General features: G+C 70.7%; 24 protein-coding genes and 1 pseudogene. 14 read left to right on the forward strand and 11 right to left on the reverse strand.

The features are described from left to right. Window positions 1-651 precede the first annotated feature (651 nt). Window positions 652-1,137 carry a DUF4265 domain-containing protein gene (locus tag AB0912_RS10215; protein ID WP_366697710.1) on the forward strand — a complete coding sequence of 162 codons (486 nt, stop codon included), beginning with the start codon at window positions 652-654 and terminating at the stop codon, window positions 1,135-1,137. Between the two features lie 457 nt (window positions 1,138-1,594). Here the strand turns inward: AB0912_RS10215 and AB0912_RS10220 are convergent, their stop codons facing one another. Further along, window positions 1,595-2,230 carry a TetR/AcrR family transcriptional regulator gene (locus AB0912_RS10220; protein WP_366697712.1) on the reverse strand — a complete coding sequence of 212 codons (636 nt, stop codon included), beginning with the start codon at window positions 2,228-2,230 and terminating at the stop codon, window positions 1,595-1,597. Between the two features lie 387 nt (window positions 2,231-2,617). On the opposite strand from AB0912_RS10220, the pseudogene AB0912_RS10225 reads away from it, so the two are divergent. Then, window positions 2,618-3,546: pseudogene (locus AB0912_RS10225) on the forward strand (IS256 family transposase). 53 nt (window positions 3,547-3,599) lie between these two features. Here AB0912_RS10225 and AB0912_RS10230 read toward each other — a convergent pair. Then, window positions 3,600-4,343 carry an SDR family NAD(P)-dependent oxidoreductase gene (locus AB0912_RS10230; RefSeq protein ID WP_366697714.1) on the reverse strand — a complete coding sequence of 248 codons (744 nt, stop codon included), beginning with the start codon at window positions 4,341-4,343 and terminating at the stop codon, window positions 3,600-3,602. A 70-nt stretch (window positions 4,344-4,413) separates the two neighbouring features. Between AB0912_RS10230 and AB0912_RS10235 the strand changes: the two genes are divergently transcribed. From AB0912_RS10235 to AB0912_RS10245, 3 genes are all read left to right on the forward strand, one after another. Next, on the forward strand, window positions 4,414-5,094 hold the full coding sequence (locus AB0912_RS10235; protein ID WP_366697716.1) for a TetR/AcrR family transcriptional regulator: 681 nt from the start codon (window positions 4,414-4,416) through the stop codon (window positions 5,092-5,094). A gap of 78 nt (window positions 5,095-5,172) precedes the next feature. Then, the gene (locus AB0912_RS10240) at window positions 5,173-5,679 is read left to right on the forward strand and encodes a hypothetical protein (protein ID WP_366697718.1); all 507 of its coding nucleotides are present in this window, start codon (window positions 5,173-5,175) and stop codon (window positions 5,677-5,679) included. Between the two features lie 108 nt (window positions 5,680-5,787). Beyond that, a complete protein-coding gene (locus AB0912_RS10245; RefSeq protein ID WP_366697720.1) occupies window positions 5,788-6,984 on the forward strand; it encodes an FAD-dependent monooxygenase in 1,197 nt (398 codons plus the stop codon). 93 nt (window positions 6,985-7,077) lie between these two features. Here the strand turns inward: AB0912_RS10245 and AB0912_RS10250 are convergent, their stop codons facing one another. The 5 genes from AB0912_RS10250 to AB0912_RS10270 all read right to left on the reverse strand — a co-directional run bounded on the left by AB0912_RS10250 (window position 7,078) and on the right by AB0912_RS10270 (window position 10,035). Further along, entirely contained in the window at window positions 7,078-7,419 is a 342-nt protein-coding gene (locus tag AB0912_RS10250) for a hypothetical protein (RefSeq protein WP_366697722.1), read from the reverse strand. 55 nt (window positions 7,420-7,474) lie between these two features. Further along, window positions 7,475-7,660 (reverse strand): hypothetical protein, encoded by a 186-nt coding sequence (locus tag AB0912_RS10255; RefSeq protein WP_366697724.1) that lies wholly within the window; start codon window positions 7,658-7,660, stop codon window positions 7,475-7,477. A 153-nt stretch (window positions 7,661-7,813) separates the two neighbouring features. Then, window positions 7,814-8,755 (reverse strand): hypothetical protein, encoded by a 942-nt coding sequence (locus tag AB0912_RS10260; RefSeq protein WP_366697726.1) that lies wholly within the window; start codon window positions 8,753-8,755, stop codon window positions 7,814-7,816. Window positions 8,756-9,026: 271 nt separating this feature from the next. Next, window positions 9,027-9,164, reverse strand: coding sequence for a DUF397 domain-containing protein (locus AB0912_RS10265; protein WP_366697728.1), 138 nt, complete (start codon window positions 9,162-9,164; stop codon window positions 9,027-9,029). Then, complete coding sequence (locus AB0912_RS10270; RefSeq protein WP_366697730.1) at window positions 9,121-10,035, reverse strand: helix-turn-helix transcriptional regulator; 915 nt, start codon at window positions 10,033-10,035, stop codon at window positions 9,121-9,123. Before AB0912_RS10270 ends, AB0912_RS10265 begins: the two co-directional genes overlap by 44 nt. Before the next feature lie 215 nt (window positions 10,036-10,250). Here AB0912_RS10270 and AB0912_RS10275 point away from each other — a divergent pair, with 215 nt between their 5' ends. Further along, window positions 10,251-10,730 (forward strand): ATP-binding protein, encoded by a 480-nt coding sequence (locus AB0912_RS10275; protein WP_366697902.1) that lies wholly within the window; start codon window positions 10,251-10,253, stop codon window positions 10,728-10,730. A gap of 141 nt (window positions 10,731-10,871) precedes the next feature. Here the strand turns inward: AB0912_RS10275 and AB0912_RS10280 are convergent, their stop codons facing one another. Continuing rightward, window positions 10,872-11,024 (reverse strand): hypothetical protein, encoded by a 153-nt coding sequence (locus AB0912_RS10280; protein WP_366697732.1) that lies wholly within the window; start codon window positions 11,022-11,024, stop codon window positions 10,872-10,874. Window positions 11,025-11,196: 172 nt separating this feature from the next. Beyond that, window positions 11,197-11,898 carry a phosphate signaling complex protein PhoU gene (gene phoU / locus AB0912_RS10285; protein WP_366697734.1) on the reverse strand — a complete coding sequence of 234 codons (702 nt, stop codon included), beginning with the start codon at window positions 11,896-11,898 and terminating at the stop codon, window positions 11,197-11,199. Window positions 11,899-12,143: 245 nt separating this feature from the next. Between phoU and AB0912_RS10290 the strand changes: the two genes are divergently transcribed. Then, window positions 12,144-13,421 (forward strand): ATP-binding protein, encoded by a 1,278-nt coding sequence (locus tag AB0912_RS10290; RefSeq protein WP_366697736.1) that lies wholly within the window; start codon window positions 12,144-12,146, stop codon window positions 13,419-13,421. Beyond that, complete coding sequence (locus AB0912_RS10295; protein WP_009340348.1) at window positions 13,418-14,098, forward strand: response regulator transcription factor; 681 nt, start codon at window positions 13,418-13,420, stop codon at window positions 14,096-14,098. Before AB0912_RS10290 ends, AB0912_RS10295 begins: the two co-directional genes overlap by 4 nt. A gap of 189 nt (window positions 14,099-14,287) precedes the next feature. Here AB0912_RS10295 and AB0912_RS10300 read toward each other — a convergent pair whose 3' ends face one another. After that, window positions 14,288-14,959, reverse strand: a complete 672-nt coding sequence (locus tag AB0912_RS10300; RefSeq protein WP_366697738.1) for a DUF461 domain-containing protein — start codon at window positions 14,957-14,959, stop codon at window positions 14,288-14,290. Window positions 14,960-15,765: 806 nt separating this feature from the next. Between AB0912_RS10300 and AB0912_RS10305 the strand changes: the two genes are divergently transcribed. The 6 genes from AB0912_RS10305 (at window position 15,766) to AB0912_RS10330 (ending at window position 22,805) form a co-directional block, all read left to right on the forward strand. Continuing rightward, window positions 15,766-16,248 (forward strand): CarD family transcriptional regulator, encoded by a 483-nt coding sequence (locus tag AB0912_RS10305; protein ID WP_003953493.1) that lies wholly within the window; start codon window positions 15,766-15,768, stop codon window positions 16,246-16,248. Between the two features lie 453 nt (window positions 16,249-16,701). Then, complete coding sequence (gene ispD, locus AB0912_RS10310; protein WP_366697740.1) at window positions 16,702-17,454, forward strand: 2-C-methyl-D-erythritol 4-phosphate cytidylyltransferase; 753 nt, start codon at window positions 16,702-16,704, stop codon at window positions 17,452-17,454. A 124-nt stretch (window positions 17,455-17,578) separates the two neighbouring features. Beyond that, the gene (gene ispF / locus AB0912_RS10315) at window positions 17,579-18,061 is read left to right on the forward strand and encodes a 2-C-methyl-D-erythritol 2,4-cyclodiphosphate synthase (protein WP_366697904.1); all 483 of its coding nucleotides are present in this window, start codon (window positions 17,579-17,581) and stop codon (window positions 18,059-18,061) included. Window positions 18,062-18,304: 243 nt separating this feature from the next. Beyond that, complete coding sequence (cysS, locus tag AB0912_RS10320; RefSeq protein WP_366697742.1) at window positions 18,305-19,705, forward strand: cysteine--tRNA ligase; 1,401 nt, start codon at window positions 18,305-18,307, stop codon at window positions 19,703-19,705. 220 nt (window positions 19,706-19,925) lie between these two features. Then, complete coding sequence (gene rlmB, locus AB0912_RS10325) at window positions 19,926-20,867, forward strand: 23S rRNA (guanosine(2251)-2'-O)-methyltransferase RlmB (RefSeq protein ID WP_366697744.1); 942 nt, start codon at window positions 19,926-19,928, stop codon at window positions 20,865-20,867. Between the two features lie 237 nt (window positions 20,868-21,104). After that, window positions 21,105-22,805 (forward strand): DoxX family membrane protein, encoded by a 1,701-nt coding sequence (locus tag AB0912_RS10330; RefSeq protein WP_366697746.1) that lies wholly within the window; start codon window positions 21,105-21,107, stop codon window positions 22,803-22,805. A 392-nt stretch (window positions 22,806-23,197) separates the two neighbouring features. On the opposite strand, the gene AB0912_RS10335 is transcribed toward AB0912_RS10330, so the two are convergent. Further along, window positions 23,198-23,929 (reverse strand): nucleotidyltransferase family protein, encoded by a 732-nt coding sequence (locus AB0912_RS10335; protein WP_366697748.1) that lies wholly within the window; start codon window positions 23,927-23,929, stop codon window positions 23,198-23,200. Window positions 23,930-24,066: the final 137 nt, after the last annotated feature.

The following is a 24,066-nucleotide window of genomic DNA, read 5'->3' on the forward strand; positions in this document are numbered from 1 at the left end:
CCCACACGGTTCCTGGGGGGGCCTCCCACCAATTATATGGGGGGGGGGGGTCAACAACCCCCACCCCCCCCCCCCCCGGTCCCGCCAAAACCCCCCCACCGCACCAACTAGCCGACGTAACTCTTCCGGCTACGTGATGCACATCACTATGCAGCTTGATGAGGTGTCAAAATAACTGCAGGTCAGCGCTGTTAATCGGAAGTGCCTCGGAAGGAAAGTCAGGAGCATCAACGCTCGACAGGCGGCCCTCCGCATCGCGCGCCGCACGGCCGCACCGCAAGCGCACCAGATCGAGCGGGGAACAGCTGGGAACCACGGTGTAAGCAGTCGGCCACGACGAGGCCGCATGGCGGCCGTTCGCCAAGGTCAGCGGCAGAATCGGCCCCAAATGCCCGCAGCTTCCCAAGCTGATAGCTCAGGCATTGTGGTTGCGGGTCGACCGTCGTGGCTTGCTCTGGTCGACGGCACCGGCAACGTGGTGGAGGCCGGTGGGGCGCAGCGAGGTATACGCGCGCGTGATCAGTCGGCGTCGTCGCTGTCGTGGCTGACTGTCGTCGGCTGGGGTAAGAACCAACCCGTTTCCAGTTCTGAGCAGACGTCATCGGTCACCCACCTGCGGCCGCCGCGTCAGGCGTCTGCATCCTTGGCACCATGACGAACCCCGAGGTCCCGTACGTGAAGGTGCACTTCCGGCTTGAGATCGAGAACGACTGGCCCCCGGCGTCGGTGGAGAGTCTGTGGGCGGTTGACGAGGGCGACGGCACCGCGCGGCTCCACAACATCCCGTGGTTCGTTCGCGGCATCGCTTGCGGGGACGTTGTGGCCACCGAGCCCGACGAGGAAGATGTGCGGTGGGCCGGCGAGGTGGTCCGGCGTTCGGAGAACTGCACCATCCGCCTGATCGTCCTCCGAGACGGCGGTTCGGGAGCAGCACGGCAGAGCGTGATCAACGCGTTCCGCGAACTCGGCGTCGACGGCGAGGGCATCGAGAGGTTCCGCATGGTTGCCTTGGACGTCCCGCCCACCGCTGATCTCGCCAGGGTCCAAAGGCTGCTCCAGCACGGGGTGACCGAAGAGTGGTGGCACATGGAAGAGGGCTGCATCACCGCGCAATGGCGAGCCGCCTCCGCCGGCTGACGCCGTTCACGTGACCCATGGCTGGGCCGTCCCTGGGCCGTCCGAGGCTGCTCAGCAGCGGCCAATGACGACCAACGGCGACCATCAGGCGCACGAGCCCACCGCCCCTGACCAGCAAAAACCCAGCTCACCAAGATCCCCGGCAAGACCCAGGGCAAGAAGAAGTAACCCGACACCAGTAAGCCCCCGCCCTGCCGTTTCCCGGCAGGGTGGGGGCTTACTGGTGGGGCCGGGCCGCGTGCCCCGCCATCGCCACCCCCGGCAGCCCGGCTCGTGCGCGTCAAGGGTGTCAAAGCCGGCCTGCCGCATGGCTGGCTCAAGGGCATCTGCCTTGTCGCCGGCCTCCCGCCTGGATCGATGTGGCGCCCTTCGCCGAGGCATTGGTCCTGCTTGCCGAGGCCGACGCCCTTCACTCAGGGATCAACTCCTGACCCGAAAGACCATTCGTGGGGAGTTCTCAGCGCGTCGCATACGCGCGGATGAAGGCGTGGGCTCCGTTGACCATGATCTGGCGGATCTGGTCAGGGTCGGCGTTGGCGGGGACCGGTTGGCGTTCGTAGGCCAACAGGAGGGTCAGGGCGCCGAAGTGATCGGCGGCCAGGCGCGGGTTGTCCGTGTCCAGGAGTCCGGCATCGGCAAAGTGGGCGATGCGTTCCGCGAGCGCTGCCTGCATCGGCGCCGTCTCGATGTCGTCCTCGGTCGTCGGCGTCCGCAGACGCTCCTGGGCGACGAGGGCGAACCCGGCGGAGAAGTCGGCGGAGCCGACGACGGTCGCGCCGAGGTCGACCGCCAACGCGATGAACGCCGACTCCAGTTGCGGCACCGTCGTGATCGGCGCGTCTTCCGGGAGGTGTTCCTCGATAGCCCGGCGGCCGGTGGCCAGCAGTGACTCCGACACGTCGGAGAGGATGGCCAGGAAGAGCCGCCGCTTGTCACCGAAGTAGTCGTACACGGTGCGTTTTGAGACGGCCGCACGGGCCGCGACGGCATCCATGCTGACGCGGTCCACACCCTCGCGGACGAACAGGTCCCGGGCAGCGGTGAGGATCGCCTTCCGCTTCTCCGAGGACCCCTCGCGCACCGTCTTCTCCATACCGGCAGGGTTCACTTCCACCTCCGGCAGGCAACCCTACACTGCCCGGTTTACCTACTGCACTGCACGGTGTAGTTTCCTCGGCGTAGCGCCGCCCAGACCTCCTGAAGGGAGGAAGCGCCCATGCCGCAAGCACCCGCCGTCATCGGCAATCTCGTCGAATCCGCCCTGGGACGCCCGGCTCGTCTGCTCGACGTGAGTGAGCCCGCCCCCGGCTTCCTCGAACTGGAACTGCGGGCCGAGCCACCGCCCGGCGGATGGCATCCGAGCAATGCTCAGGACTTGGGGATCGGGTTCCCGGGGGTGCGCGAAGGGCGTACCTTCCCGGTGATCTACAAGACACCGAGTAGAGGTCCGCGTTGCGCGCGGGTCGGGAAGGTACGCCCTGTGCTCCGCGTAGTGAACGCCGACGGATCGACCGAGTCCGGCTCCCTGATCGACGACATCGTCCGCGAGGGCGCCCGGCGGATGCTGGCCGCGGCCCTGGAGGCGGAGGTTGACCAGTACATAGCCGAGCTGGTGGGCGAGCGGGATGCGGCCGGCCGCCGGCTGGTGGTCCGTAACGGCCGCCACCGGCCGGGGAGCATGGTCACCGCCGCCGGTGCGGTCGAGGTCAGCGCGCCGCGGGTGAACGACCGGCGGGTCGATGCCGCCGGCGTCCGGCTGGACGGCGTCAAGGAACTGATCGCGCTGGCCGAGGGGCTGCGCGAGTCGAGCGAGTCATGGGCCGATCTGCTGCGCGACTGCCGCCGACGCGGCATGTGTGATCCCGAACTCGTGGTCGGTGACGGCGCGATGGGCCTGTGGCGGGCGCTCGCCGAGGTCTTCCCCGCCGCCCGGCAGCAGAGGTGCTGGGTCCACAAGGCGAAAAATGTGACAAACGCGCTGCCGAAGTCCGCCCAGCCGGGCGCCACCAAGGCGATGCGGGAGATCTGCAACGCCGAGGACCGCGCCCACGCCGAGAAGGCGATCGCCGCGTTCGCCAAGACGTACGGGGCGAAGTTCCCCAAGGCCGTCGCGAAGATCACCGATGACGCCGAGGAGCTGCTGGCGTTCTACGACTTCCCGGCCGGGCACTGGATCCACCTGCGTACGACAAATCCCATCGAATCTCCCTTCTCGACCGTGAAGCTCCGGACCAAGGCCACCCGCGGCGCGGGTAGCCTCGCCGCCGCCCTGGCGATGGTGTTCAAGCTGGTCGAGTCCGCTCAGGAACGCGGGCCATCACCGGAGCCCACCTCGTCGCCCTCGTCCGCGCCGGCGCCCGCTTCGAACGCGGCCACCTCGTGGAGCGGCCCGAGGTGGCAGTCGCGTGACACGGCCCCACTATGACGCTGCCGACCGATGACTCCCAGGTGGTGGACCTGGGTCACCAGGGGACCGGTCCGGTGTCGCGTCGGTAGGAGCCCGTCTCGGCACGATCGCCGAGGGTGGCCAATTCGCAGATGACCCGGGCACCTTCGGCTGCGGTCCGCTCGACTCCGGGCATCCCCTTGGTGAAGTCGGTGCGGCAGGGGCCGGGATCGGCGGCGTTGACGAGGATCCCATCGGGACGCAGTGCCTTCGCGTACTGCAGCGTCACTTGGTTGAGGGCGGTTTTGGAAGCCGGGTAGCCCAAGAGCGCGGGCATGTTGGCGAAGTAGTGACCGGGATCGCTCATGCGGGCCAGCGATCCGAGGCTGGAGGACACGTTCACGATGCGACCGGATGGCGAGCGCCGAAGCAGCGGGATCATTGCCTCGGTCACCGCGATCACGCCGAACACATTGGTGGCGAAGACCGCACGGACCGCGTCCAGGTCGACGTGGCCGGCAACCTGGAGACCCGGGTCGCCGGCGATGCCGGCGTTGTTCACCAGGACGTCCAGCCGCCCGTACTCGTGGTCCACCCATGCGGCTGCGGCGGCGATCGATGCGGCGTCGTCAACGTCGAGTCCTACGGCCACGACGTCACCGCCACGAGCACGCATCGAACGGACGGTCTCATCCACGCTCTCTGGGTTGCGGACCCCCAGGAGTACTCGCATCCCTCGATCGGCGAGGCCGTTGACGACCTCGAGCCCGATGCCGCGCCCTCCGCCAGTGACCAGGGCAAGCGTCTTGTCGTCGTTCATGCCCGCAACCTCCTACTTGGATGTTTCTTCCAATTAGTAGCCTAGCCTGAAGTGGAGTAGAGTTCCAGTTATGTCCATGCCTCAGCGTGCCGACGGACGGCGGAGACGGGAGTCGCTGCTCGATGCGGCACTCGACTCGTTCGCTGAGCATGGCCTTCTTGGTGTGGGCATCGAGCAGATCCGCAGACGAGCGGGCGCAAGCCCATCGAGCGTCTATCACCACTTCCGCGATATCGGCGATCTGACCGCCGCGCTCCTGCTCAGGACCTTCGAGCGAGTCACAGACCACATGTACCAACGTGTCACTGCCGCGAGTACGGCCGAGGACACGGTGCGGGGTCTGGTCGATGCCTATCTCGAATGGGCTCTCGAGCATCCCAACGAGGCGCGGTTCATGTACCAGGCGATGGCCCTGGAACTCAGCGGGGAAAGGTATCGCGAACTACTCGCGGCCAAGGCCCTACTCCAGCGACCGCTCTTCGCGCGCCTGCAGGCACTCTCCCAGGCCGGCCAGCTACCTCCGTGGCCGCCGGAGCACCTCCACTCGATGCTGCTGGGAGCAGCCCACGACGCCTGTCGACACTACCTGTCAGGCGCCGAGACGGACCCGGCCTGGATGCGCGCGACACTTCCCGGTGTCGCCTGGCGATCACTGCAATCGGGCGAGCGGCACGACGGCACGGAAACCGTGGCACCTACGAATCAGGACGAGATGGTCAGGCCGCCTGACACACCGATCCACCGGTCTTGACTACTCCTCATGGCATCCCGGCCACGAGATACAGGTCCGCGCCACCCCACCCAGGGGCGTCGCTACACCGTGCGAGCGGTGAGCGTCACGGACTCCGGCGCCGAACGCATCGCCGTCCTCGCCGCCACCGACGCCGAAGGGCCCGGCACGACGTGGATACGCCGACTTCGTGTCGGCAGCCGCACGACGGTGCTGGCCGGTCGCCACCGGCCGCTCCGCGAGTACGGAACCCGCCGCCTCTACCTCGGCGACGGCTGCGCCCTCGGCACCCTCGACGCCTGCGCCCAGGGCGGCGGTACACCGATCGTGGCCGTCGAGGTACCGGCGGACGCCGTCGAGCCCCTCGCCGGCCGCTGGCCCCGGTACCGCTTCCTGCCCGCCGCCGGAGCGCCGGGCGACGCACTGCAGTCCTGGCTCGAACGGGCCGTCCTCAACGACGAGTTCAGAGACGTCGACGGCGCCGTGCTGCTGGGTCACGCCCAGTCGATCCAGCGCCAGCGGCAGGTGCTCACCGACAGCCTGAACCTGCCGCGCCGTGCCATCACCACCAGGCCGTACTGGGCCACCGGCAAGGCGGGACTGTAGTAGCGCCCGCCGACATGACCTGCGCGGAGCGGTACCCGGGCCGACCCGCCCGCCCGCCCGGCCGTAGGCGTACATCCGGGAAAACCCGACAAACCCGAAGGGCTCAACATGACCGAGGCGCACCGCTCCCACCGCAACCGCTCCGTCCTCGTCTCCGGGGCGAGTATCGCCGGTCCCGCGATCGCCTACTGGCTGCACCGGTACGGCTTCGACGTCACCGTCGTGGAAAAGGCAGGCTCGGTGCGCGGCGGCGGCTATCCCATCGATATCCGCGGCACCGCCCTGGAGGTCGTGCGGCGCATGAACATCCTGCCCCGGCTGCGGAAGGCGCATGTGAACACGCAGCGCATCACCTTCGTGGACGCCGACGGCAGCACCATCGCCGCGCTGAGCGCCGAGAGCATGGCCATCGGAGCGGACGGAGACCTTGAGGTACAGCGCGGCGACCTGACCGAGACCATCTACGACGCCGTCCGCGAAACCGCCACGTTCATGTTCAACGACTCCATCGCCGTCCTCGACGACCGCCCCGACGGCATCGAGGTGACCTTCCGCAGTGGTGCGCGCCGCACCTTCGACGTCGTCATCGGGGCGGACGGAATCCACTCCCACACCCGACGGCTGGTCTTCGGCCCTGAGGAGCCCTTCCACCACTACCTCGGCTCGTGCTTCGCCGGTTTCACCGTGCCCAACCACCTCGGGCTCTCCCACGAGGGCATGCTGTGGAACACCCCCAGCCGGCGAGCCGCTCTCTACGCCGCCGGCTCCGGCGGACAGGTGTTCGGGCTGCTCTCGTTCCGCCGCCCCGACCCGCCCTTCGACGTCTTCCGCGACCCGGACGCGCAGCGCGAACTGGTCGCCGACGCCTTCCCGGACGCATCCTGGGAGATCCCCCGGCTGGTCGCCGAGATGCGAGCCGCCGAGGACCTGTTCTTCGACGCCATCAGCCAGATACGGATGACGCACTGGTCCCGAGGCCGGGTCGCGCTGGTCGGCGACGCCGCCTACGCCCCGTCGTTCCTGACGGGACAGGGCAGCAGCCTCGCCCTGGTCGGCGCGTATGTCCTGGCCGGAGAACTGGCCACACATGCCGACCACGCCGAGGCGTTCGCCGCCTACGACAGGGTGCTGCGGCCGTTCGCGACCCTCAACCAGGAACTCGCCAACGGGGGCGACACCCCGCTCTTCCCCGCCACCGAGGAGTCACTCCAGGAGCGCAACGCGGCCCTCCGCGCGCTCTCGTCCCTCCCCGCCGAACCGGAGCAGGCCACGTACAGCGCGCTCACACTGCCCGAGTACGAGTAACCCCCGTGAGTGAGTGCGAGGTCGGCTACCTGGACCCGTACCCGTTCGTACGGGGGGCACGGCCGGCGGTGTCCACGCGTACCGTCAGGGGCGTCACGCCGTCGTCTCGTACCGCTGGGAAACCTCGGCCCAGTCCTCGGCCCACCAACCTGCGAGGCGGTAGATCTCCCCGGCCCTCGGGTCCCGGGGCTTCGCCGAGCGCAGGTGGTCGAGCAGGCCAACCTTGTGGCGGCGCGCTGCGATGACGTACGCGAGTACGTCGTCGCCGGTGACGTGGTCGTGGTCCGTTGCCCACAGGGCGTATTCGGGCCAGAGGAGGCCCGCGTAGTCGTGGAACTCTCCTAGGTCCTCCGCCGAGTCGTTCCACGCCTCCAGGTAGGAGTCGAAGTCGTCGACGGAGGCCCGGCCTTGGAGTACGTCGTCTATGAAGGTCATGCCTTGATCTTTCGTGCGTTTTCGAAGGGCCTCGGTGAGCGGCGGGGCGGTCGGCTCACCAGCGCCGCGATCGTTCGGGCGCGGACTGCGGGCGGCCCCCTGCCCGCGGGTTGTCCGCGAGGCGCGGGCCGCTTGTCAGCCCGTCTGTACGGCGGTTGGAAAGGTACAGGTACGTCCAGGCTCCGTACGTCGTGGAGTTGACGTTGTCGCCGGAGTAGTTGTTGATGTACGAGCCGCGCACGTGGACCTTGATGCCAGCGGCGCCGGGGGCGTCCAGGGCGACGGCGGACCTGCCGTTCGAGGCGAGCTTGAAGTACTGCGGGCCGGCCTGAAGACCGCGGTGACCTCGGTGTCGAGTGACGTGGGCCGTCCTCGGCGCGGCTCGCCGTGCGGCTCAGCTCGCCGTGCGCAGGCCGTCTCTCGACCGGCAGTCCCGGCAGTCCCGGCAGTGGCCCGGGGCCGGGGCGCGGAAGGCTCGTTCGCAGCCGTCGCAGGTCTGGAAGGGGTGAACTGTCCAGGCGCGAGTGGGGAGGTCGGGTTCGGAAGTTCGGGTCTGGACCGGCAGGGGGGTCGCCCGCAGGCGGTATGCCAGGAGGCCCGAGGGGCGGTTGAGGAAGCGGTCGGGGAGGCCCGTGGTCAGCAACTCCGTGATCCTGTACGGCTCCACGCCCGCCGCGAGCCACTCCGTCACCGCCGGAGCCAGCCGGCACGCCTCCGCCTCCGAGAGGATCAGACGCGGGTCGACCCTGCGCAGGGCGGCGAGCACTGCGACGGCTGCGGGGTCGGCGTCGGCGAGGGAGGTTCCGGCCGACGGCACCGGGCGCCCGTCCGGTTCTCCCGACTCGGGCGTCGACTCCGCCGGCTCCGCCAACTCCGCCGACTCCGAAGAGTTCGACGAGTTCGCCAGGATCGCCGCTTTCCGCTGTTTCAACGGGCGTCGCGGACCTGGGGGTTGAGGAGTGTCGTCCGGGTCCGGGTCCGGGTCGCCGCCGGGGACGGTGTGGAAGTACGTCCGCGTGCGGATCTGACCGGTGGAGATCCGCTCCTTACGCCGCTCCAAGTACCCGGCGTCCTCAAGCTCCCTGAGGGCCCGTGAGATCAGGATCTCGCCCTCCGTGAAGTGCTCGCACAGGGCGGCGATGCTCACCGGGGAGCCGTCCGGCAGGGAGAGGATGTACGCCGCGACGCCGATCGTGACCGCGCTGCCGCGCCGCTGTGCGAGGGCGTTGGCGATCACGGTGAAGTCGGCGGTGAGGCGGGTGCGGACGTGGATCACGCCGGAGGTCACGGCTCCGGCGTCGGCGCACAGGCGCGCGTTAGACTGAGATTCAGCCATCGGGAAGTTCTGCTCTTCCTGATTGGTCAGGCCCTCGTTCGGGATTGCCGTCCCGGCCGGGGGCCGTATCTGTTTGCGGTTGTCGCGGCGAACGTAACCGTCCGTATCCCTCCGCCGCAAGCGCGTCACTCGGACGGGTGACATGCGCGGGAGGGTGGGTGGGCGGGTAGTTCTTTCTCCCGGTTCTTAGGGAGGTCAGCGGGCCGCCGGTCCCTCGTGAACAAGGCCCCGGCGGACCCGGATCGCGGAGGCCGACCGGGGCCCGGCTCGCTCAGGAGCGCCGGTCGCCGGCCCTCAACTCCGTGACGAACACGGCCCAGGCGTCGGTGTCGAAGGTGAGCGCGGGTCCGTGGGGGGCCTTGCTGTCACGCACGGGGACGACGCCGGGGATTCCGTCCAGCACCTCCACGCAGTCCCCGCCCTCCTGATTGCTGTAACTGCTCTTGCGCCAGGCGGCGCCGTTCGGAACGGGACGGGACCTTCGCTCCACGGTGGTTGCCCTCCATCACGGATCGGATCATGCCGAGTGACATGAGCGGGGGCAGCGCCGCTGCCCGCAGCCGATTGTAGGTCAGGGAAAACTTCCCCACCTCGGCTGAATCCTCGATGAGTTGGCCGTAGTGCGCGCCTTCGGTGTAGGCCGCTTCGGTGCCGTCCGTAAGGGTCAGGATCGTCAACGAACCGCCCATGGCGCCGTGTTCGCCCTGCTCGAAGGGGAGTACCTGCACGGTGATGTTCGGCTCTGCCGCCGCCACGAGCAGTCGCTCCAACTGTTCGCGCATGACGGCGGGCCCGCCGACGGGCCGCCTCACCACCGCCTCGTCCAGGATCACCCACAGGTCGGGGCGGTCGGCCGAGTCGAGCCGCTCCTGACGCCCCATGCGCGCCGCGAGCCTTTCCTCCAACGTGGCTTCGCTGCTGAGTGTCAGGCCAACACTCAGCACGGCCCGCGCGTATGACTCGGTCTGGAGCAGACCCGGCATCACGTGTGCCGCGTACACCCCGATGGACACCGCCTGCTCCGAGTACTCCATGAACTTCCGTGACCAGTCCGGAAACGCCTCCCGGTACACGTACGGCCACAGCTCGATCAGCAGGTTGTCCGCCTTGAGCGCCTTGTCGAGGGCGCGTGTCAGCTCCAGCGTGGGCTTCGCTCCGGAAGCCCGTTCGATCTGGGTGATCCGGGTACTCACGACGTGGGTCTTGCGGCCCAGCTCCTCCTGGGTCAGCCCCGCTTCCATGCGGAGTCGGCGCACCCGCGAGCCGAAGAGCGCCGCCATCGACGTACTGGGGTCAATTCCGTTGGCCAAGGCGTCACTTCCGTTCCTTACGAACCGAAAGGTAAGGCTGCTGCACCTTCCGAGCGTAGGGGGGACTGACGACTCTTGAGTACGGAACGTGACGACTCGCGCGCGGTGCGGGACGACCCAAAGATGACGGCAAGGACGGACACGCTGTGCTGACAGGAACGACCACCTCGGACGAAGAACCCCCGATGGACGTCGACGCGGACGTGGACGCGGACCCGGATGCCGGGGCGCTCACCGCGCGGTTCGTCTCCTCGCCGCGCGGAGCCCGGCTCGCCCGGCGGCTCGCCGTGCGGCGGATGGAGGAGTGGGGGTATCCGCCGGAGTCCGACCCTTCCTGCGCCGTCGCCCTCGTCGTCGGGGAACTCACCGCGAACGCCGTGCGGCACGGGCACGTCCCGGGGCGTGACTTCCGGCTCCGCCTCGGTCTCGCCAAGGACGCCGGGCTCGTCCGGATCGAGGTCTGCGACGCCGCCGCCGCGAAGCAGCCACTCGCCGCCCCGCCTTCGGCGTACCCGGACGGGGAGTCCGGGCGGGGTTTGCTGCTCGTGGACGTCCTCGCCGCGCGCTGGGGCTGGACCCCTCGGGAGCCCGTGGGCAAAACGGTCTGGGCAGAGGTGCCTACCGAGCCGGTCGAGCCGACCGAGCTGGGGGAGGGGGCGATCTGAGGGAGGGGGCGAGCTGAGGGAGGGGACGATCTGAGGGGACGGGGCCCGGGGGAGTTCAAGGACCCCCGGACCCCCGGGCCGTACAGCGAGAAGGGCCCCGTCAGTTCGACTCGACGGGACCCCTCTTCTCGTACCGCCCGGTCAGCCGCACTGGCACGGATTGCCCGACTGGCAGCCGCAGCCGCAGCCCGAGCCGCAGCCGCACGCGCCGAACAGCGGGAGGTTCTTGGTCTCGGCGGGCCGCCGGGTGTCGCGGTCCTGCGTGGGATCGGGCGTGCTGGGCGATTCGGCCATGGAACCCTCCTTCAGGCACGGAGGCGTGCGAGGCGGACCGCGCCGCACAGCTCCTGTTCGCCCATCTCATGCCCACTCGGCCCGGCGCATCAACAGCGCACTGGGGCTTCTCCCGCGCCCCGGGCGTGAATCCCGCGCCCGGGGCGAGAGGCGGCAGGGCCCGGTGAGGGGGTCAGACCCCCTCCACTCCCGTCGCCGGCTGGATGTCGGGCTGGATGTCCGGCTGGAGCTCGTCCGCGTGCTCGCCGGTGACCAGGTAGACGACGCGCTTGGCGACCGAGACCGCGTGGTCGGCGAAGCGCTCGTAGTAGCGGCCCAGCAGGGTGACGTCGACGGCCGTCTCGATGCCGTGCTTCCACTTGTCGTCCAGCAGGTGCTGGAAGAGCGTGCGGTGCAGCAGGTCCATCTCGTCGTCGTCCTGTTCGAGCTGGAGCGCCAGGTCGACATCCTTGGTGATGATGACCTCGGCCGCCTTCGCCATCAGGCGCTGGGCGAGCTGGCCCATCTCCAGGATCGTGGCGTGCAGGTCGTGCGGGATCGCCTTGTCCGGGAAGCGCAGCCGGGCCAGCTTGGCCACGTGCTGGGCGAGGTCGCCCGAGCGCTCCAGGTCCGCCGACATCCGCAGCGAGGTGACGACGATGCGCAGGTCGGTGGCGACCGGCTGCTGGCGGGCCAGCAGGGCTATCGCGCGCGCCTCCAGCTCGTGCTGGAGATCGTCGACCTTCTGGTCGGCCGCGATGACGGTCTCGGCCAGCTTCAGGTCGGAGTCGAGGATGGCAGTCGTGGCGCGCCCGATCGCCGACCCGACGAGCCGGGCCATCTCGACCAGGCCGTCGCCGATCGAGTCAAGTTCCTCGTGATACGCGTCACGCATGTGGTTGTCCCTCTCTTACGTCAGCTTCGGGGGGTCCGGGGTCCGGGACCGGCCTGTTCCGGCCACCTGGCGGACGGCGGACGGGACCCGTGAACCCCACGCTCCCACGTTCCGTCCCGTACGCGTCCGTTTCCGGCACCCCAAATGAACCAACACTGGCTCCTGGGTGAACTCTGGGCGACGAGTGTTCGAGCTGACACTCGGATGGCTGTGGCCAGGAGCGACGGCATGCCTAACCTGGGTGCATGGACGTGAACGCGGCGGTCGCCGCAGCGGCAGCGATCGCCGGAGTGCTCACCGGTGTCATCGCCATGCTGGCGTTCCGCTGGAGCGAGCGCGACCAGAAACGCCCGACCCGCACATCCCTGCACACGGACCCGGTGCTCCCGCCGGGTGTCGACACCGTGCTGTCCGTGCTCAGGTCGTCGGCAGTCGTACTCGACGAAGCGGACGCCGTGGTCAAGGCCAGCTCGGCGGCGTACGCCCTCGGGCTGGTGCGCGGCGGCAAACTCGCCGTCGAACCGATGCTCCACATGGCCCGTGACACCCGGCGTGACGGGGAGATACGCCAGGTGGAGCTGGACCTGCCCCGGCGGGGCACCGGAAGGGGAGAGGCCCTGGCCGTCTCCGCGCGGGTGGCCCCCCTCGGGTCCCGCCTGGTGCTCCTCCTGGTGGAGGACCTGACGGAGGCCCGCCGCATCGAAGCCGTACGCCGCGACTTCGTGGCGAACGTGAGCCACGAGCTGAAGACCCCGGTCGGCGCCCTCTCCCTGCTCTCCGAGGCCGTCATGGACGCCTCGGACGACCCGGAGGCCGTGGAGCGCTTCGCCGGACGCATGCAGATAGAGGCCACCCGCCTCACCAACCTCGTCCAGGAACTCATCGACCTGTCGAGGGTGCAGAACGACGATCCGCTGGAGGACGCCGAGCCCGTCCGGGTGGACGAACTCGTCGCCGAGGCGATCGACCGCTGCCGCCACCAGGCCGGCACCAAGCAGATCACCATGGCCGCCGGCGGCACCGCCGACCTCAGCATCTGGGGCAACCGCGGCCAGCTCGCCGCCGCTCTCGGCAACCTCGTCGAGAACGCCGTCAACTACTCGCCCGCCCGCACCCGCGTCGGCATAGCCGCCCGCCGGGTGATGGCACCCGGCGGGGAACACATCGAGATCGCCGTCACCGACCAGGGCATCGGCATCTCGGAGAAGGACAAGGAGCGCGTCTTCGAGCGCTTCTACCGCGTCGATCCCGCTCGCTCCCGTGCCACCGGTGGTACGGGCCTCGGGCTGGCGATCGTCAAGCACGTGGCCGCCTCGCACGGCGGGGAGGTCACGGTGTGGAGTTCCGAGGGTCAGGGCTCCACGTTCACCCTGCGGCTGCCGGAGGCGGGTGCGGCCCGCGACCGCGTGACCGATCACCACATGCCCGGCCTCGACCAAGAGGACGAGACCGCGCAGCCCGACGGGACGACCACCGTCACATCCCCGTACGAACCGCTTCCTGCCCCGGAGGTCCTTCCGTGACCCGTGTGCTCGTCGTCGAGGACGAGGAGTCCTTCTCCGACGCCCTGTCGTACATGCTCCGCAAGGAGGGCTTCGAGGTCGCCATCGCGACCACCGGGCCCGATGGACTCGACGAGTTCGAGCGCAACGGCGCCGACCTCGTGCTCCTCGACCTGATGCTGCCGGGCCTGCCCGGCACGGAGGTGTGCCGGCAACTGCGCGGGCGTTCCAACGTCCCGGTCATCATGGTGACCGCCAAGGACAGCGAGATCGACAAGGTCGTGGGTCTCGAAATAGGAGCCGACGACTACGTCACCAAGCCCTTCTCCTCCCGGGAGCTGGTCGCCCGTATCCGGGCCGTCCTGCGCCGCCGCGGGGAGCCCGAGGAGGTCACCCCGGCCGCCCTGGAGGCCGGTCCGGTCCGGATGGACGTCGACCGGCACGTCGTCACCGTCTCCGGCTCCAAGGTCGACCTGCCGCTGAAGGAGTTCGACCTGCTGGAGATGCTGCTGCGCAACGCGGGCCGCGTGCTGACCCGTATGCAGCTCATCGACCGGGTCTGGGGCGCCGACTACGTCGGTGACACCAAGACCCTCGACGTCCACGTCAAGCGCCTGCGCGCCAAGATCGAGCCGGACCCGGGCGCGCCCCGGTACCTGGTCACGGTGCGCGGCCTCGGCTACAAGTTCGAGCCGTAAACCGGCGGGCACGACCGGGCGACACGGGCCACCGGACGGGCCGGTCCGAGCTGACGACCGGGCGGCACACATGAGGCGACCGGACGGCACGCATGAGGCGACCGGACGGCACGCATGAAGGGCGGGACCCCTCTTCTCGGAGGGGTCCCGCCCTTCATGCGTGCCGCGTGGCGGGCGGGTGCCCGCCCGTCACTGGCCGGCGGAGGCCGACGAGGTGGCGGTGGCCGAGCCGGACGGCGTGGTGGACGACGAGGCGTCGTCGCCCGGCGTGGCGGACGAGGACGGGGAGCCTGTCGCCGAGCCGGACGGGGTGGCGGAGGCGTCCGCGGACGCGCCGGGCGCCGACGGAACGGCGCTCGGGCCCCACTTGGTGAAGTAGGACTCGGCCGGCACGACGAAGGCGCGCAGGCTCACGTCGCCGGTCTCGCTGAAGCCGAAGGTGATCTTCTGGGCGCTGCCGTTCAGGACGCTCTCGCCCGGGTTGGCCAGCGCCGCGGAGGCGTTGCCCTTGCCGCCGAGGACGACCGAACCGCCGGCCGGGACGGTCAGCTTGCCCTTGCCGCCGACGGGCGTGAGCTTGGCGGTGCCCCCGCCGTCGACCGCGATCGAGTCGAGGGTCTGGTCCTCGCCGCCGCTGTTGAACACCGTCGCGGAGATCACCGCGGGGCCGGTGGCCTTGACGTCGGGCTGGGTGATGACGAGCGCGTTCTGGATCTTGATGTCACCCACGGAGGTGGCCGCGTTGTCCGGCTTGACCTCCAACGTCTGGGCGTCGCTGCCTGCACCGCACGCGGCGAGCGAGGCGATCGAGAACGCGAGGACGGCGGCGGCGGAGGCGCCGCGTCGAAGGCTGCTGCTCACGGCGGCGGCAACTCCTTGAACGTGGGCGAAGCAGGGCGACTCCTGTGTAAAGCCGCCCTAAGGGTCTGTCAGCGGCCTTAGGTTACCGATCCGTTCCCACCGGGCCGCACCCGACCCTCCCCAAGGGCCCGACTTTGCTCGGCGCGGGGGCCACGGCCCCCGCCCGACGCGCGGCTCCGGTGTGATCGCCGAACTCCTCGCGCTGACCGACAGGCCGCGCGACGCGCCCGCGGGGCTCCGGTGCGCCGGATGTGCGCCCCGGTCCGCCCGTCCCGCCCGGCCGCGGTGTCCGTTAGTTTGATCGCGCCTCGTCCGCCATTCACATAAGTTCCACAGCGCCGGCCTCACCTATTTCGGGGAATGAATGCGGGTCCTCCGGCGAGTTCCGCGAAATCGATCACGGCAATCACGGCAATCACCGCGGCAGAACACCAGGTCATCCCGGCCTGATCATCACGTCATCACACCCGCTGTCCGGCATGGGATCACCGATCGTCTTGATCAATTCCGGATTCGGCCCGCTTCCGGCTCCGCTCATCGAACGGAGTAGCGGAAGTCGCGCTCCTGGAGGCGGACAAATCGGGATGTTCGGACCCTGGCCGCGGCTTCCGGATGTGTGTAACGTACGCGTTTCACTCCGCCTGGACAGCCGCTCCCACCTGCGAATACCCTCTTCCGCCCGCCCCTCGCAGCACGTTCCTGTTGAGGTTGTCAAGCCCCGAGATATGCCCTGACCTGCGAAAACGCCATTCAGAAGACGCCGTTTCCGTGTTACTCTGGATAGCCACGGAAGGGGTACCTGTCACATGACGTTCAAGGTTGGCGACACCGTGGTCTATCCCCATCACGGGGCCGCGCTGATCGAGGCCATCGAAACTCGCCAGATCAAAGGCGTGGACAAGACCTACTTGGTGCTGAAGGTCGCCCAGGGCGACCTGACGGTACGTGTGCCAGCGGACAATGCGGAGTTCGTCGGCGTGCGTGATGTGGTCGGTCAGGACGGGCTGGACCGGGTCTTCGAGGTGCTGCGCGCGCCGTACGCCGAGGAGCCCACGAACTGGTCGCGTCGTTACAAGGCAAATCTGGAGAAGCTCGCCTCCGGCGACGTCATCAAGGTCGCGGAAGTCGTGCGTGACCTGTGGCGTCGTGAGCGCGAGCGCGGACTCTCCGCCGGTGAGAAGCGCATGCTCGCCAAGGCGCGCCAGATTCTGGTCAGCGAGCTCGCCCTCGCGGAGAACACCAACGAGGACAAGGCCGAGGCCCTGCTCGACGAGGTTCTCGCGTCCTGACGCCGGCTCGGTCGCCGAGACGTCGCCGTCTTGACGCACGCACAGCCCGCGCAGCAGCGCAATGAAATGCCGCGGTGCCCGATGACGCTTTTGCTGTCGCCGGGCGCTGCGGCATGTTCGTACCCGCACACACCCGTACCCGCACACACCCGTGCGCACTCGCGCCCGTACGCAATCGCGTCCCGCCCCGTCCGGCTCGCATCCCGGCCGGCCGCACCACCCCGGCTCACCGGATGGTCGCCCGGCGGCTCACCGGATGTTCACCCGGCATCGGCTTTCCCCCGCCGCACCCGCATGTCCGATACTCGATGTGCCCGGCGGCCGACTCGACCGGATGTCACGGAAGGGTCCCCGGTCAACGCGTCTCGCCCGGCACTCCCCCGGCTCGCCGAGCAGGGGGCACTCACCAGGCCATACCCACACCGGTCGAGCACACAAACCTGACAGGAACCGATGTCTGACGTTTCGCTCCCCGCGCCGCCGGGGTCCCGTACCGCCGTCGTGATTCCGGCCGCCGGACGGGGCGTACGCCTTGGTCCCGGCGCGCCGAAGGCACTGCGCGCGCTCAACGGAACGCCCATGCTCATCCACGCCGCCCGCGCGATGGCCGCCTCCCGCGCGGTCTCCCTGGTCGTCGTCGTGGCGCCGCCCGACGGCGCGGCCGAGGTGAAGTCGCTGCTGGACGCGCACGCGCTGCCGGACCGCACCGACTTCCTCGTCGTCCCCGGCGGTGAGAGCCGCCAGGAGTCCGTGAAGTACGGGCTCGACGCGCTGCCGCCCGGCATCGACATCGTCCTCGTGCACGACGCGGCCCGGCCCCTCGTGCCCGTCGACACCGTGGACGCCGTCATCGAGGCCGTCCGGGACGGCGCCCCCGCCGTCGTACCGGCGCTGCCGCTCGCCGACACCGTCAAGGAGGTCGAGCCCGCCGCCGTCGCCGGAGCGCCCGAGCCCGTCGTGGCCACGCCGGTCCGGGCGCGGCTGCGGGCCGTGCAGACGCCCCAGGGCTTCGACCGGGCGACCCTCGTCCGCGCCCACGAGAGCGTCGGCGACGAGGTGACCGACGACGCGAGCATGGTCGAACGGCTCGGCCTCCAGGTCGTCGTCGTGCCCGGTCACGAGGAGGCGTTCAAGGTGACCCGCCCGCTGGACCTGGTCCTCGCGGAGGCGGTCCTCGCGCGACGGAGGCTGAACGATGGGTTCTGAGACGCCGAGGCAAGCCGGGACACCGGCGTCATCCGGAACGCCGACGGGTTCTGGGGGGCCGGTGGGCTCCCCGGGTCCGGAGCAGGTGGCGGGGGCCGCGCATCCGGTGTCGGTGCCGGTGTCGGTGCCGGTGCTTCCGCTCGTCGGGATCGGCACCGACATCCACGCCTTCGAGGAGGGCCGGGAGCTGTGGTGCGCCGGCCTGAAGTGGGAGGGGGAGGGGCCCGGGCTCGCCGGGCACTCCGACGCGGACGTCGTCGCGCACGCCGCCTGCAACGCGCTGTTCTCCGCGGCCGGTCTCGGCGACCTCGGCGCCCACTTCGGCACCGGGCGCCCGGAGTGGTCCGGGGCGCCGGGCGTCGTCCTGCTGACCGAGGCGGCCCGGATCGTCCGCGAGGCCGGCTTCACCATCGGCAACGTCGCCGTCCAGGTCGTCGGACCCCGCCCCAAGATCGGCAAGCGGCGGGACGAGGCGCAGAAGATCCTCTCGGACGCGGCGGGCGCCCCGGTCTCGGTCTCCGGCGCCACGACGGACGGCCTCGGCTTCCCCGGTCGCGGGGAGGGGCTGATGGCGGTGGCCACGGCCCTGGTGGTCCGGACGCCCTGACCTGGTGAACCGGACGCCCGGAGCGGAGTGGCCGGGCCCGGCGGGGGGACGGGCGGGCGCCCGGTGGGGGCCGGACGTGGGTGGGCGGCGCGGGAAGGCCGGGTCCCAGCGGGGTCCTAGGCGTCCCAGCGGGGTCCTAGGGGACAGGCCGGCCCGACAGTCCGGCGCGCGTATGTCACGAATCCGTGGCCCTTGGCGGGGAAGGGTCGCGGGGCACTACCCCCGGCCCACTACCCTGGAGTGGTGACCATTCGCCTGTACGACACCAGCGCCCGGCAGATCCGTGACTTCACCCCGCTCGTGCCGGGTTGTGTCTCGATCTACCTCTGTGGCGCCACCGTGCAGGCCGCACCGCACATCGGGCACATCCGCTCGGGCCTGAGCTTCGACATCATGCGCCGCTGGTTCGAGTACCGCGGCTACGACGTCACGTTCATCCGGAACGTCACGGACATCGACGACAAGATCATCGCCAAGTCGGCCGACCAGGGCCGCCCGTGGTGGTCCATCGGCTACGAGAACGAGCGCGCGTTCAACGACGGTTACGCCGCGCTCGGCTGCCTGCCGCCCACGTACGAGCCGCGGGCGACCGGGCACATCCCCGAGATGATCGAGATGATGCGCGGCCTCATCGAGCGCGGTCACGCCTACGCCTCCGACGGGAACGTCTACTTCGACGTCCGCTCCTTCCCCGGTTACCTCCAGCTCTCCAACCAGGAGCTGGACAACCTGCTCCAGCCCTCCGGCGAGGGCGAGACCGGCAAGCGGGACCCGCGTGACTTCGCCATGTGGAAGGCCGTCAAGCCGGGCGAGCCGAGCTGGGAGACGCCCTGGGGGCGGGGCCGGCCCGGCTGGCACCTGGAGTGCTCGGCCATGGCCCACAAGTACCTGGGCAGCGCCTTCGACATCCACGGCGGCGGGATCGACCTGATCTTCCCCCACCACGAGAACGAGATCGCGCAGGCCAAGGGCTTCGGCGACGAGTTCGCGAAGTACTGGGTGCACAACGCCTGGGTCACCATGAGCGGCGAGAAGATGTCGAAGTCCCTCGGGAACTCGGTCCTCGTCTCCGAGATGGTCAAGGCCTGGCGCCCCATCGTGCTGCGCTACTACCTCGGCACCCCGCACTACCGCTCGATGATCGAGTACAGCGAAGAGGCGCTGCGCGAGGCCGAGTCGGCGTTCGCGCGCATCGAGGGCTTCGTGCAGCGGGTGGTCGAGAAGGCGGGGGGCGCCGTCGAGCCGTCCGCCGAGGTGCCGCCCGCCTTCGCCGAGGCCATGGACGACGACCTCGGCGTCCCGCAGGCGCTCGCCGTCGTGCACACGACGGTCCGCCAGGGGAACTCCGCGCTGGCCGCCGACGACAAGGAGGCCGCCGTCGCCCGCCTCGCCGAGGTGCGCGCCATGCTCGGCGTCCTCGGGCTCGACCCGCTCGACGCGCACTGGGCCGGCGAGGGCGACCGCGGCGAGGACCTGCACGGCGTGGTCGACACCCTCGTCCGGATGGTCCTCGACCAGCGCGAGGCCGCCCGCACCCGCAAGGACTGGGGCACCGCGGACGCCATCCGCGACCAGCTCAACCAGTCCGGCCTGGTCATCGAGGACAGCCCGCAGGGGCCCCGGTGGACGCTCGGACCGCGCTGAGCGGGCGGGCCGGGCACGCTCGGACGCCGCTGGGCAGGGGGGCCGGGCACGCTCGGTCCGTGCCGGGCGCGGGGGCCGGGCACGCTTGGTCCTCGTCGGGCGGCAAGCGCTTCGCGGGGTCGGCCGGCCGCGCTCGACCTTGATCGATTGTGCCGCCCGGGCCTTCGGGCGGCACACTTCATAGACGTACACACGCACGCCTCACACAGACAGGTAGGTCATGGCCGCTAACAACCGCCGCATGTCCGGCAAGAAGGGCGCGCAGGTCGGCAGTGGCGGCCAGCGACGCCGGGGCCTCGAAGGCAAGGGCCCGACCCCGCCCGCCGAGATGCGCAAGGGGCACAAGAAGAACCGCGTCGCCAACGCCAAGGCGAAGCAGCTCGTCCGCAAGCCCGCCCCCCGGGGCCGCGGCGCCAAGGCCTCGTCCGAGATGGTCGTGGGACGCAACTCGGTCGTCGAGGCGCTGCGCGAGGGCGTCCCCGCCTCGATGCTCTACGTCCAGCAGTTCATCGACAACGACGAGCGGGTCCGCGAGGCGCTGCAGCTCGCCGGTGAGCGCGGCGGCATCCACCTGATGGAGGCCCCCCGCCCCGAGCTGGACCGCATGACCAACGGGCTCAACCACCAGGGTCTCGTCCTCCAGGTCCCGCCGTACGAGTACGCGCACCCCGAGGACCTGGCCGCCGCCGCGTACGACCAGGGCCAGGACCCGCTGATCGTCGCCCTCGACGGGGTGACCGACCCGCGTAACCTCGGCGCCGTCGTCCGCTCGGCCTCCGCCTTCGGCGGCCACGGCGTCGTCGTGCCCGAGCGGCGCGCGGCCGGCATGACCGCCGGTGCCTGGAAGACGTCGGCCGGTGCCGCCGCCCGTACGCCCGTCGCCCGCGCCGCCAACCTGACGCGCGCCCTGGAGTCGTACAAGAAGGCCGGGCTCGTCGTCGTCGGTCTCGCCGCGGACGGCGAGGTCGAGGTCGGTGAACTGGACGCCCTCGGCGGCCCCGTCGTCATCGTCGTCGGCAGCGAGGGCAAGGGACTGTCCCGACTGGTGGGCGAGACCTGCGACTTCCGCGTCCGCATCCCGATGCCCGGCGGCGGCGAGTCGCTGAACGCCGGTGTCGCGGCGGGAGTTGTGCTCTACGAGGCATCCCGGCGACGCGCCTGACGAGCCGGCGGCGGATGGCCGCGGGGTTCGGTGGGCCGGTGGCGGATGGCCGCCCGGGCTCGGCGGGTCGGCGGCGGATGGCCGTGCGGGCTTGGTGGGTTGGGGCGCCTGGTGTGGTGAACAAACGTGCCAGGCGTAACCCCCGTGGGGTAATCGGGATGTTCGGGGCGACCTTGACGCGGTCCGGACAGATCGGCGCGGTCAAAGCAGTGTCCTAAACACACGTCACTCGGTTAGATGAGTGTGGACACCAGAACACCCCGCACACCCACGGGGGACCGCTCGTCGGGATTCGACGACGCTCCCGCGCTGAGCATGGTGAAGGTGCCGAGCGATCCGGCGCAGGTCATCGTCAATCATGCGAGCTTCCGCGTCCAGCTAGGATCCGCGTCGCGGGGCCAATCCGCGCGCGTCGCGCGGCACTTGAGCTCCGCCGACACCGCGCGGTTCCCCGCCGCCGGCACGCCGGGCAGAGCGGGCGGGGCCGGCCCGGCCGGTGGTGCCCGCCGCCGCGCCCCGGTCGTCTGGAGCGGGAAGTCCGCGCCCGACGACACCGGCGCCCACCGGCTGCTCCAGGCCGTACGGAGCGCGGGCGTCGGCCACGGCGGCGCGCCGACCGCCGACGCCGGGGCGACCCAGGTCATCCCGCGCATCGGCGAACAGCCGGGCTACGCGGGCGACCTGACCGTCGACACCGTCGAGACGCCCCTCGTCGGCAGCCAGCGCGCCCCCCTCGGCGAGGAGCAGCGCCTGCTCCCGCAGATGCGCACCGTCGGCAGCGCCTACGACGAACCCGCCTTCACGGACACCGACTTCGCGGACGAGGGCGCCGACGGCCTCGACGGCCCGGGCGGCACGGACACCGCCCGGCGCGTCAAGCGCGGCGAGTCCGACCCGGCCCGGCACGCCTACCACCCCGGCCGCCGGATGAACCTCGGCGTCGTGCTGCTCCCGCTGCGCGTCTTCCTCGGCTTCATCTCCATCTACGCCGGCATGGGCAAGCTCTGCGACCCCGTCTACTTCGACGGTGGCGAGCGCGGCTCCATGATGAAGTGGCTGAACACGCTGCACCCGTGGGAAGTCGCCGAGCCGCTGCGGCAGTTCGCCCTCCAGCACCCCGTCGGCTCCGGGCTCGTCATCGCCTTCTTCCAGGTCATCGTCGGCGTCCTCACGGTCCTCGGCCTGTGGCAGCGGGTCGCCGCCGTCATCGGCGCGATGCTGTCCGCCGCGCTCATCGTCACGGTGAGCTGGAAGACGGTGCCCGCCTACGACGCGCCCGACATCATCTACCTCGCCGCCTGGTCCCCGCTGATCATCGCGGGCGCCCCCGTCTACTCCGTCGACGGCCGCCTCGCCGCCGAGGCATGGCGCACGCTCGGACCGCGCGCCGACATCTGGGACCTGCGCGGGCGCGTACTGCGCCGCGGCGCGATCGCCACCGCCATCGTCGTCGGTCTCACCCTGCTCATCGGGTCGCTGCTCGGCGGCGCGGTCCGCGACTCCGACCGTGTCGTCGTCCCCGGCCCCGGCGAGGCCCCGCGCAACGAACTGCCCGGCTCCCCGCTGCCGGAGACCCCCGGCAAGCGGCACCAGAAGGCCAGCCCGTCGGCCTCCGAGGCGCCCGCGCAGCGCCGGCAGAGTTCCACGGCGCCCTCGAAGGCCGCCACGACGCCGGGCGCGACCCGGGAGTCCGGTTCGGCCGCCGGCGTCGGGCAGCAGCCGAGCGCCACGCAGGGCAGCGGTGGCCAGGCGCCGCCGCAGCAGTCCTCGCCGGCGGGCCAGGCCCCGAGCACCAGCGCGGGACCGACCAGCAGCGGCGGCCCGTCGACCGGCGGCACCGGCTCTCCGGGGGGCGCGCCCGCGCCCGGCGGCGACGGCGGTGGCGGCGGCGACTCGTCCACCGACCAACGGGGCCTGGTCGGCGGCCTCCTCGGCTGACCCCCCCCGCTCGGCGCCGCACAGACCGCGGCAACCGCGAGAACGGCTTCAGGGCCCCGCACGGGATCGTGCGGGGCCCTGATGTGTCTGGGGGGCGCGGGACACGTAGGGGACACGCGTAGGGGATGCGTGTGGGGGATGCGTGTGGGGCGCGGTGGGCCTGTATGGGCGGGGTGGGGCCTGTACTACGGGCGGGGTGGGGCTGTACACGGGCGTACGGACGCGTGGGGGGCCGTACGGTGCCGGGGGCCTGTACGGAGGCGTATGGCCCCGGCGGGCGACGCGTGCGGTTCCGTATGCCCGTGTGCGGCCGCGTATGCGACACGTGCCGTGGGGGCTACGGCGAGGGCCGGGAGGGGTGTTGGCCGGGAGGGGTGTGGGGGGCCCGGGGCTCAACGGCCCAGGGCCGCGAGTTCCTTCGCCGCTTCCGTGAGGTCCTTGGCGGTGTCGATGGCGCGCCAGTAGGCGCCCTGCGGGATCGGGAAGCCGGCGAGCCGGTTCTCGCGGGCGAGGCGCGGGAAGGTGGTCCGCTCGTGGTCGCCGCGCTCGGGGAGCATCGCGGTGAACTCGGGGGAGAACACGTACACGCCCGCGTTGATCTCGAAGGTGGAGGGCGGTGCCTCGATGAAGTCGGTGATGTGTCCGAAGCCGTCCGTCTGGACGGCGCCCCAGGGGATACGGGGGCGGGCCAGCGCGAGGGTCGCGACGGCGTCCCGCTCGGCGTGGAAGTCGGCCATGTCGCGCAGCGAGAAACGGGTCCAGATGTCACCGTTCGTCGCGTACCAGGGGCGGTCCGGGTGCGGGAGACGGGCCGCGGCGTAGCGCAGGCCGCCGCCCCGGCCGAGGGGCTCCGACTCGACGACCGTCGTCACCCGTACGGGGAGGTCGGCCGAGTCCAGCCAGGTCTGGAGGACGTCGGCGAGGTGGCCGCAGGAGATGACGACGTCGGTGACGCCCTCCTCGGCGAGCCAGGTGAGCTGGTGCCCGATGATCGGTGTCCCGGTTCCGGGGATCTCGACCATGGGCTTCGGCCGGTCGTCGGTGTAGGGACGCAGCCGGGAGCCCTGGCCGCCGGCCAGGACGACGGCTTGGACGGGGCGCGCCACGGCGTTCGGATCGGTCATGACCGAACTGTACGTGGCGGTGTGCGAAGGGGTGTGCGAGGTGATGTGTGTGACGCGGTGAGGTGAGTGGGGCGCGGTGTGCGTGTGCCCCTCGGAGGACGCTCGGTGGCCTCCGAGGGGCGGTGCCGTCCCCCGGG

Origin of the sequence: Streptomyces sp. NPDC007084, assembly GCF_040703595.1 — a bacterium.
Classification (GTDB): Bacteria; Actinomycetota; Actinomycetes; order Streptomycetales; family Streptomycetaceae; genus Streptomyces.

Excerpts from the sequence above, each read along its gene's own strand:
- AB0912_RS10220 (WP_366697712.1), bottom strand. The coding sequence starts at position 2,230 with ATGGAGAAGACGGTGCGCGAGGGGTCCTCGGAGAAGCGGAAGGCGATC.
- AB0912_RS10280 (WP_366697732.1), bottom strand. The coding sequence starts at position 11,024 with ATGGCCGAATCGCCCAGCACGCCCGATCCCACGCAGGACCGCGACACC.
- AB0912_RS10215 (WP_366697710.1), top strand. The coding sequence starts at position 652 with ATGACGAACCCCGAGGTCCCGTACGTGAAGGTGCACTTCCGGCTTGAG.
- AB0912_RS10330 (WP_366697746.1), top strand. The coding sequence starts at position 21,105 with ATGAGTGTGGACACCAGAACACCCCGCACACCCACGGGGGACCGCTCG.
- rlmB (WP_366697744.1), top strand. The coding sequence starts at position 19,926 with ATGGCCGCTAACAACCGCCGCATGTCCGGCAAGAAGGGCGCGCAGGTC.
- AB0912_RS10250 (WP_366697722.1), bottom strand. The coding sequence starts at position 7,419 with ATGACCTTCATAGACGACGTACTCCAAGGCCGGGCCTCCGTCGACGAC.
- AB0912_RS10305 (WP_003953493.1), top strand. The coding sequence starts at position 15,766 with ATGACGTTCAAGGTTGGCGACACCGTGGTCTATCCCCATCACGGGGCC.
- AB0912_RS10245 (WP_366697720.1), top strand. The coding sequence starts at position 5,788 with ATGACCGAGGCGCACCGCTCCCACCGCAACCGCTCCGTCCTCGTCTCC.
- AB0912_RS10270 (WP_366697730.1), bottom strand. The coding sequence starts at position 10,035 with ATGGCGGCGCTCTTCGGCTCGCGGGTGCGCCGACTCCGCATGGAAGCG.
- AB0912_RS10335 (WP_366697748.1), bottom strand. The coding sequence starts at position 23,929 with ATGACCGATCCGAACGCCGTGGCGCGCCCCGTCCAAGCCGTCGTCCTG.
- AB0912_RS10230 (WP_366697714.1), bottom strand. The coding sequence starts at position 4,343 with ATGAACGACGACAAGACGCTTGCCCTGGTCACTGGCGGAGGGCGCGGC.
- phoU (WP_366697734.1), bottom strand. The coding sequence starts at position 11,898 with ATGCGTGACGCGTATCACGAGGAACTTGACTCGATCGGCGACGGCCTG.
- ispD (WP_366697740.1), top strand. The coding sequence starts at position 16,702 with ATGTCTGACGTTTCGCTCCCCGCGCCGCCGGGGTCCCGTACCGCCGTC.
- AB0912_RS10275 (WP_366697902.1), top strand. The coding sequence starts at position 10,251 with ATGGACGTCGACGCGGACGTGGACGCGGACCCGGATGCCGGGGCGCTC.
- AB0912_RS10260 (WP_366697726.1), bottom strand. The coding sequence starts at position 8,755 with ATGGCTGAATCTCAGTCTAACGCGCGCCTGTGCGCCGACGCCGGAGCC.
- AB0912_RS10235 (WP_366697716.1), top strand. The coding sequence starts at position 4,414 with ATGTCCATGCCTCAGCGTGCCGACGGACGGCGGAGACGGGAGTCGCTG.
- AB0912_RS10290 (WP_366697736.1), top strand. The coding sequence starts at position 12,144 with ATGGACGTGAACGCGGCGGTCGCCGCAGCGGCAGCGATCGCCGGAGTG.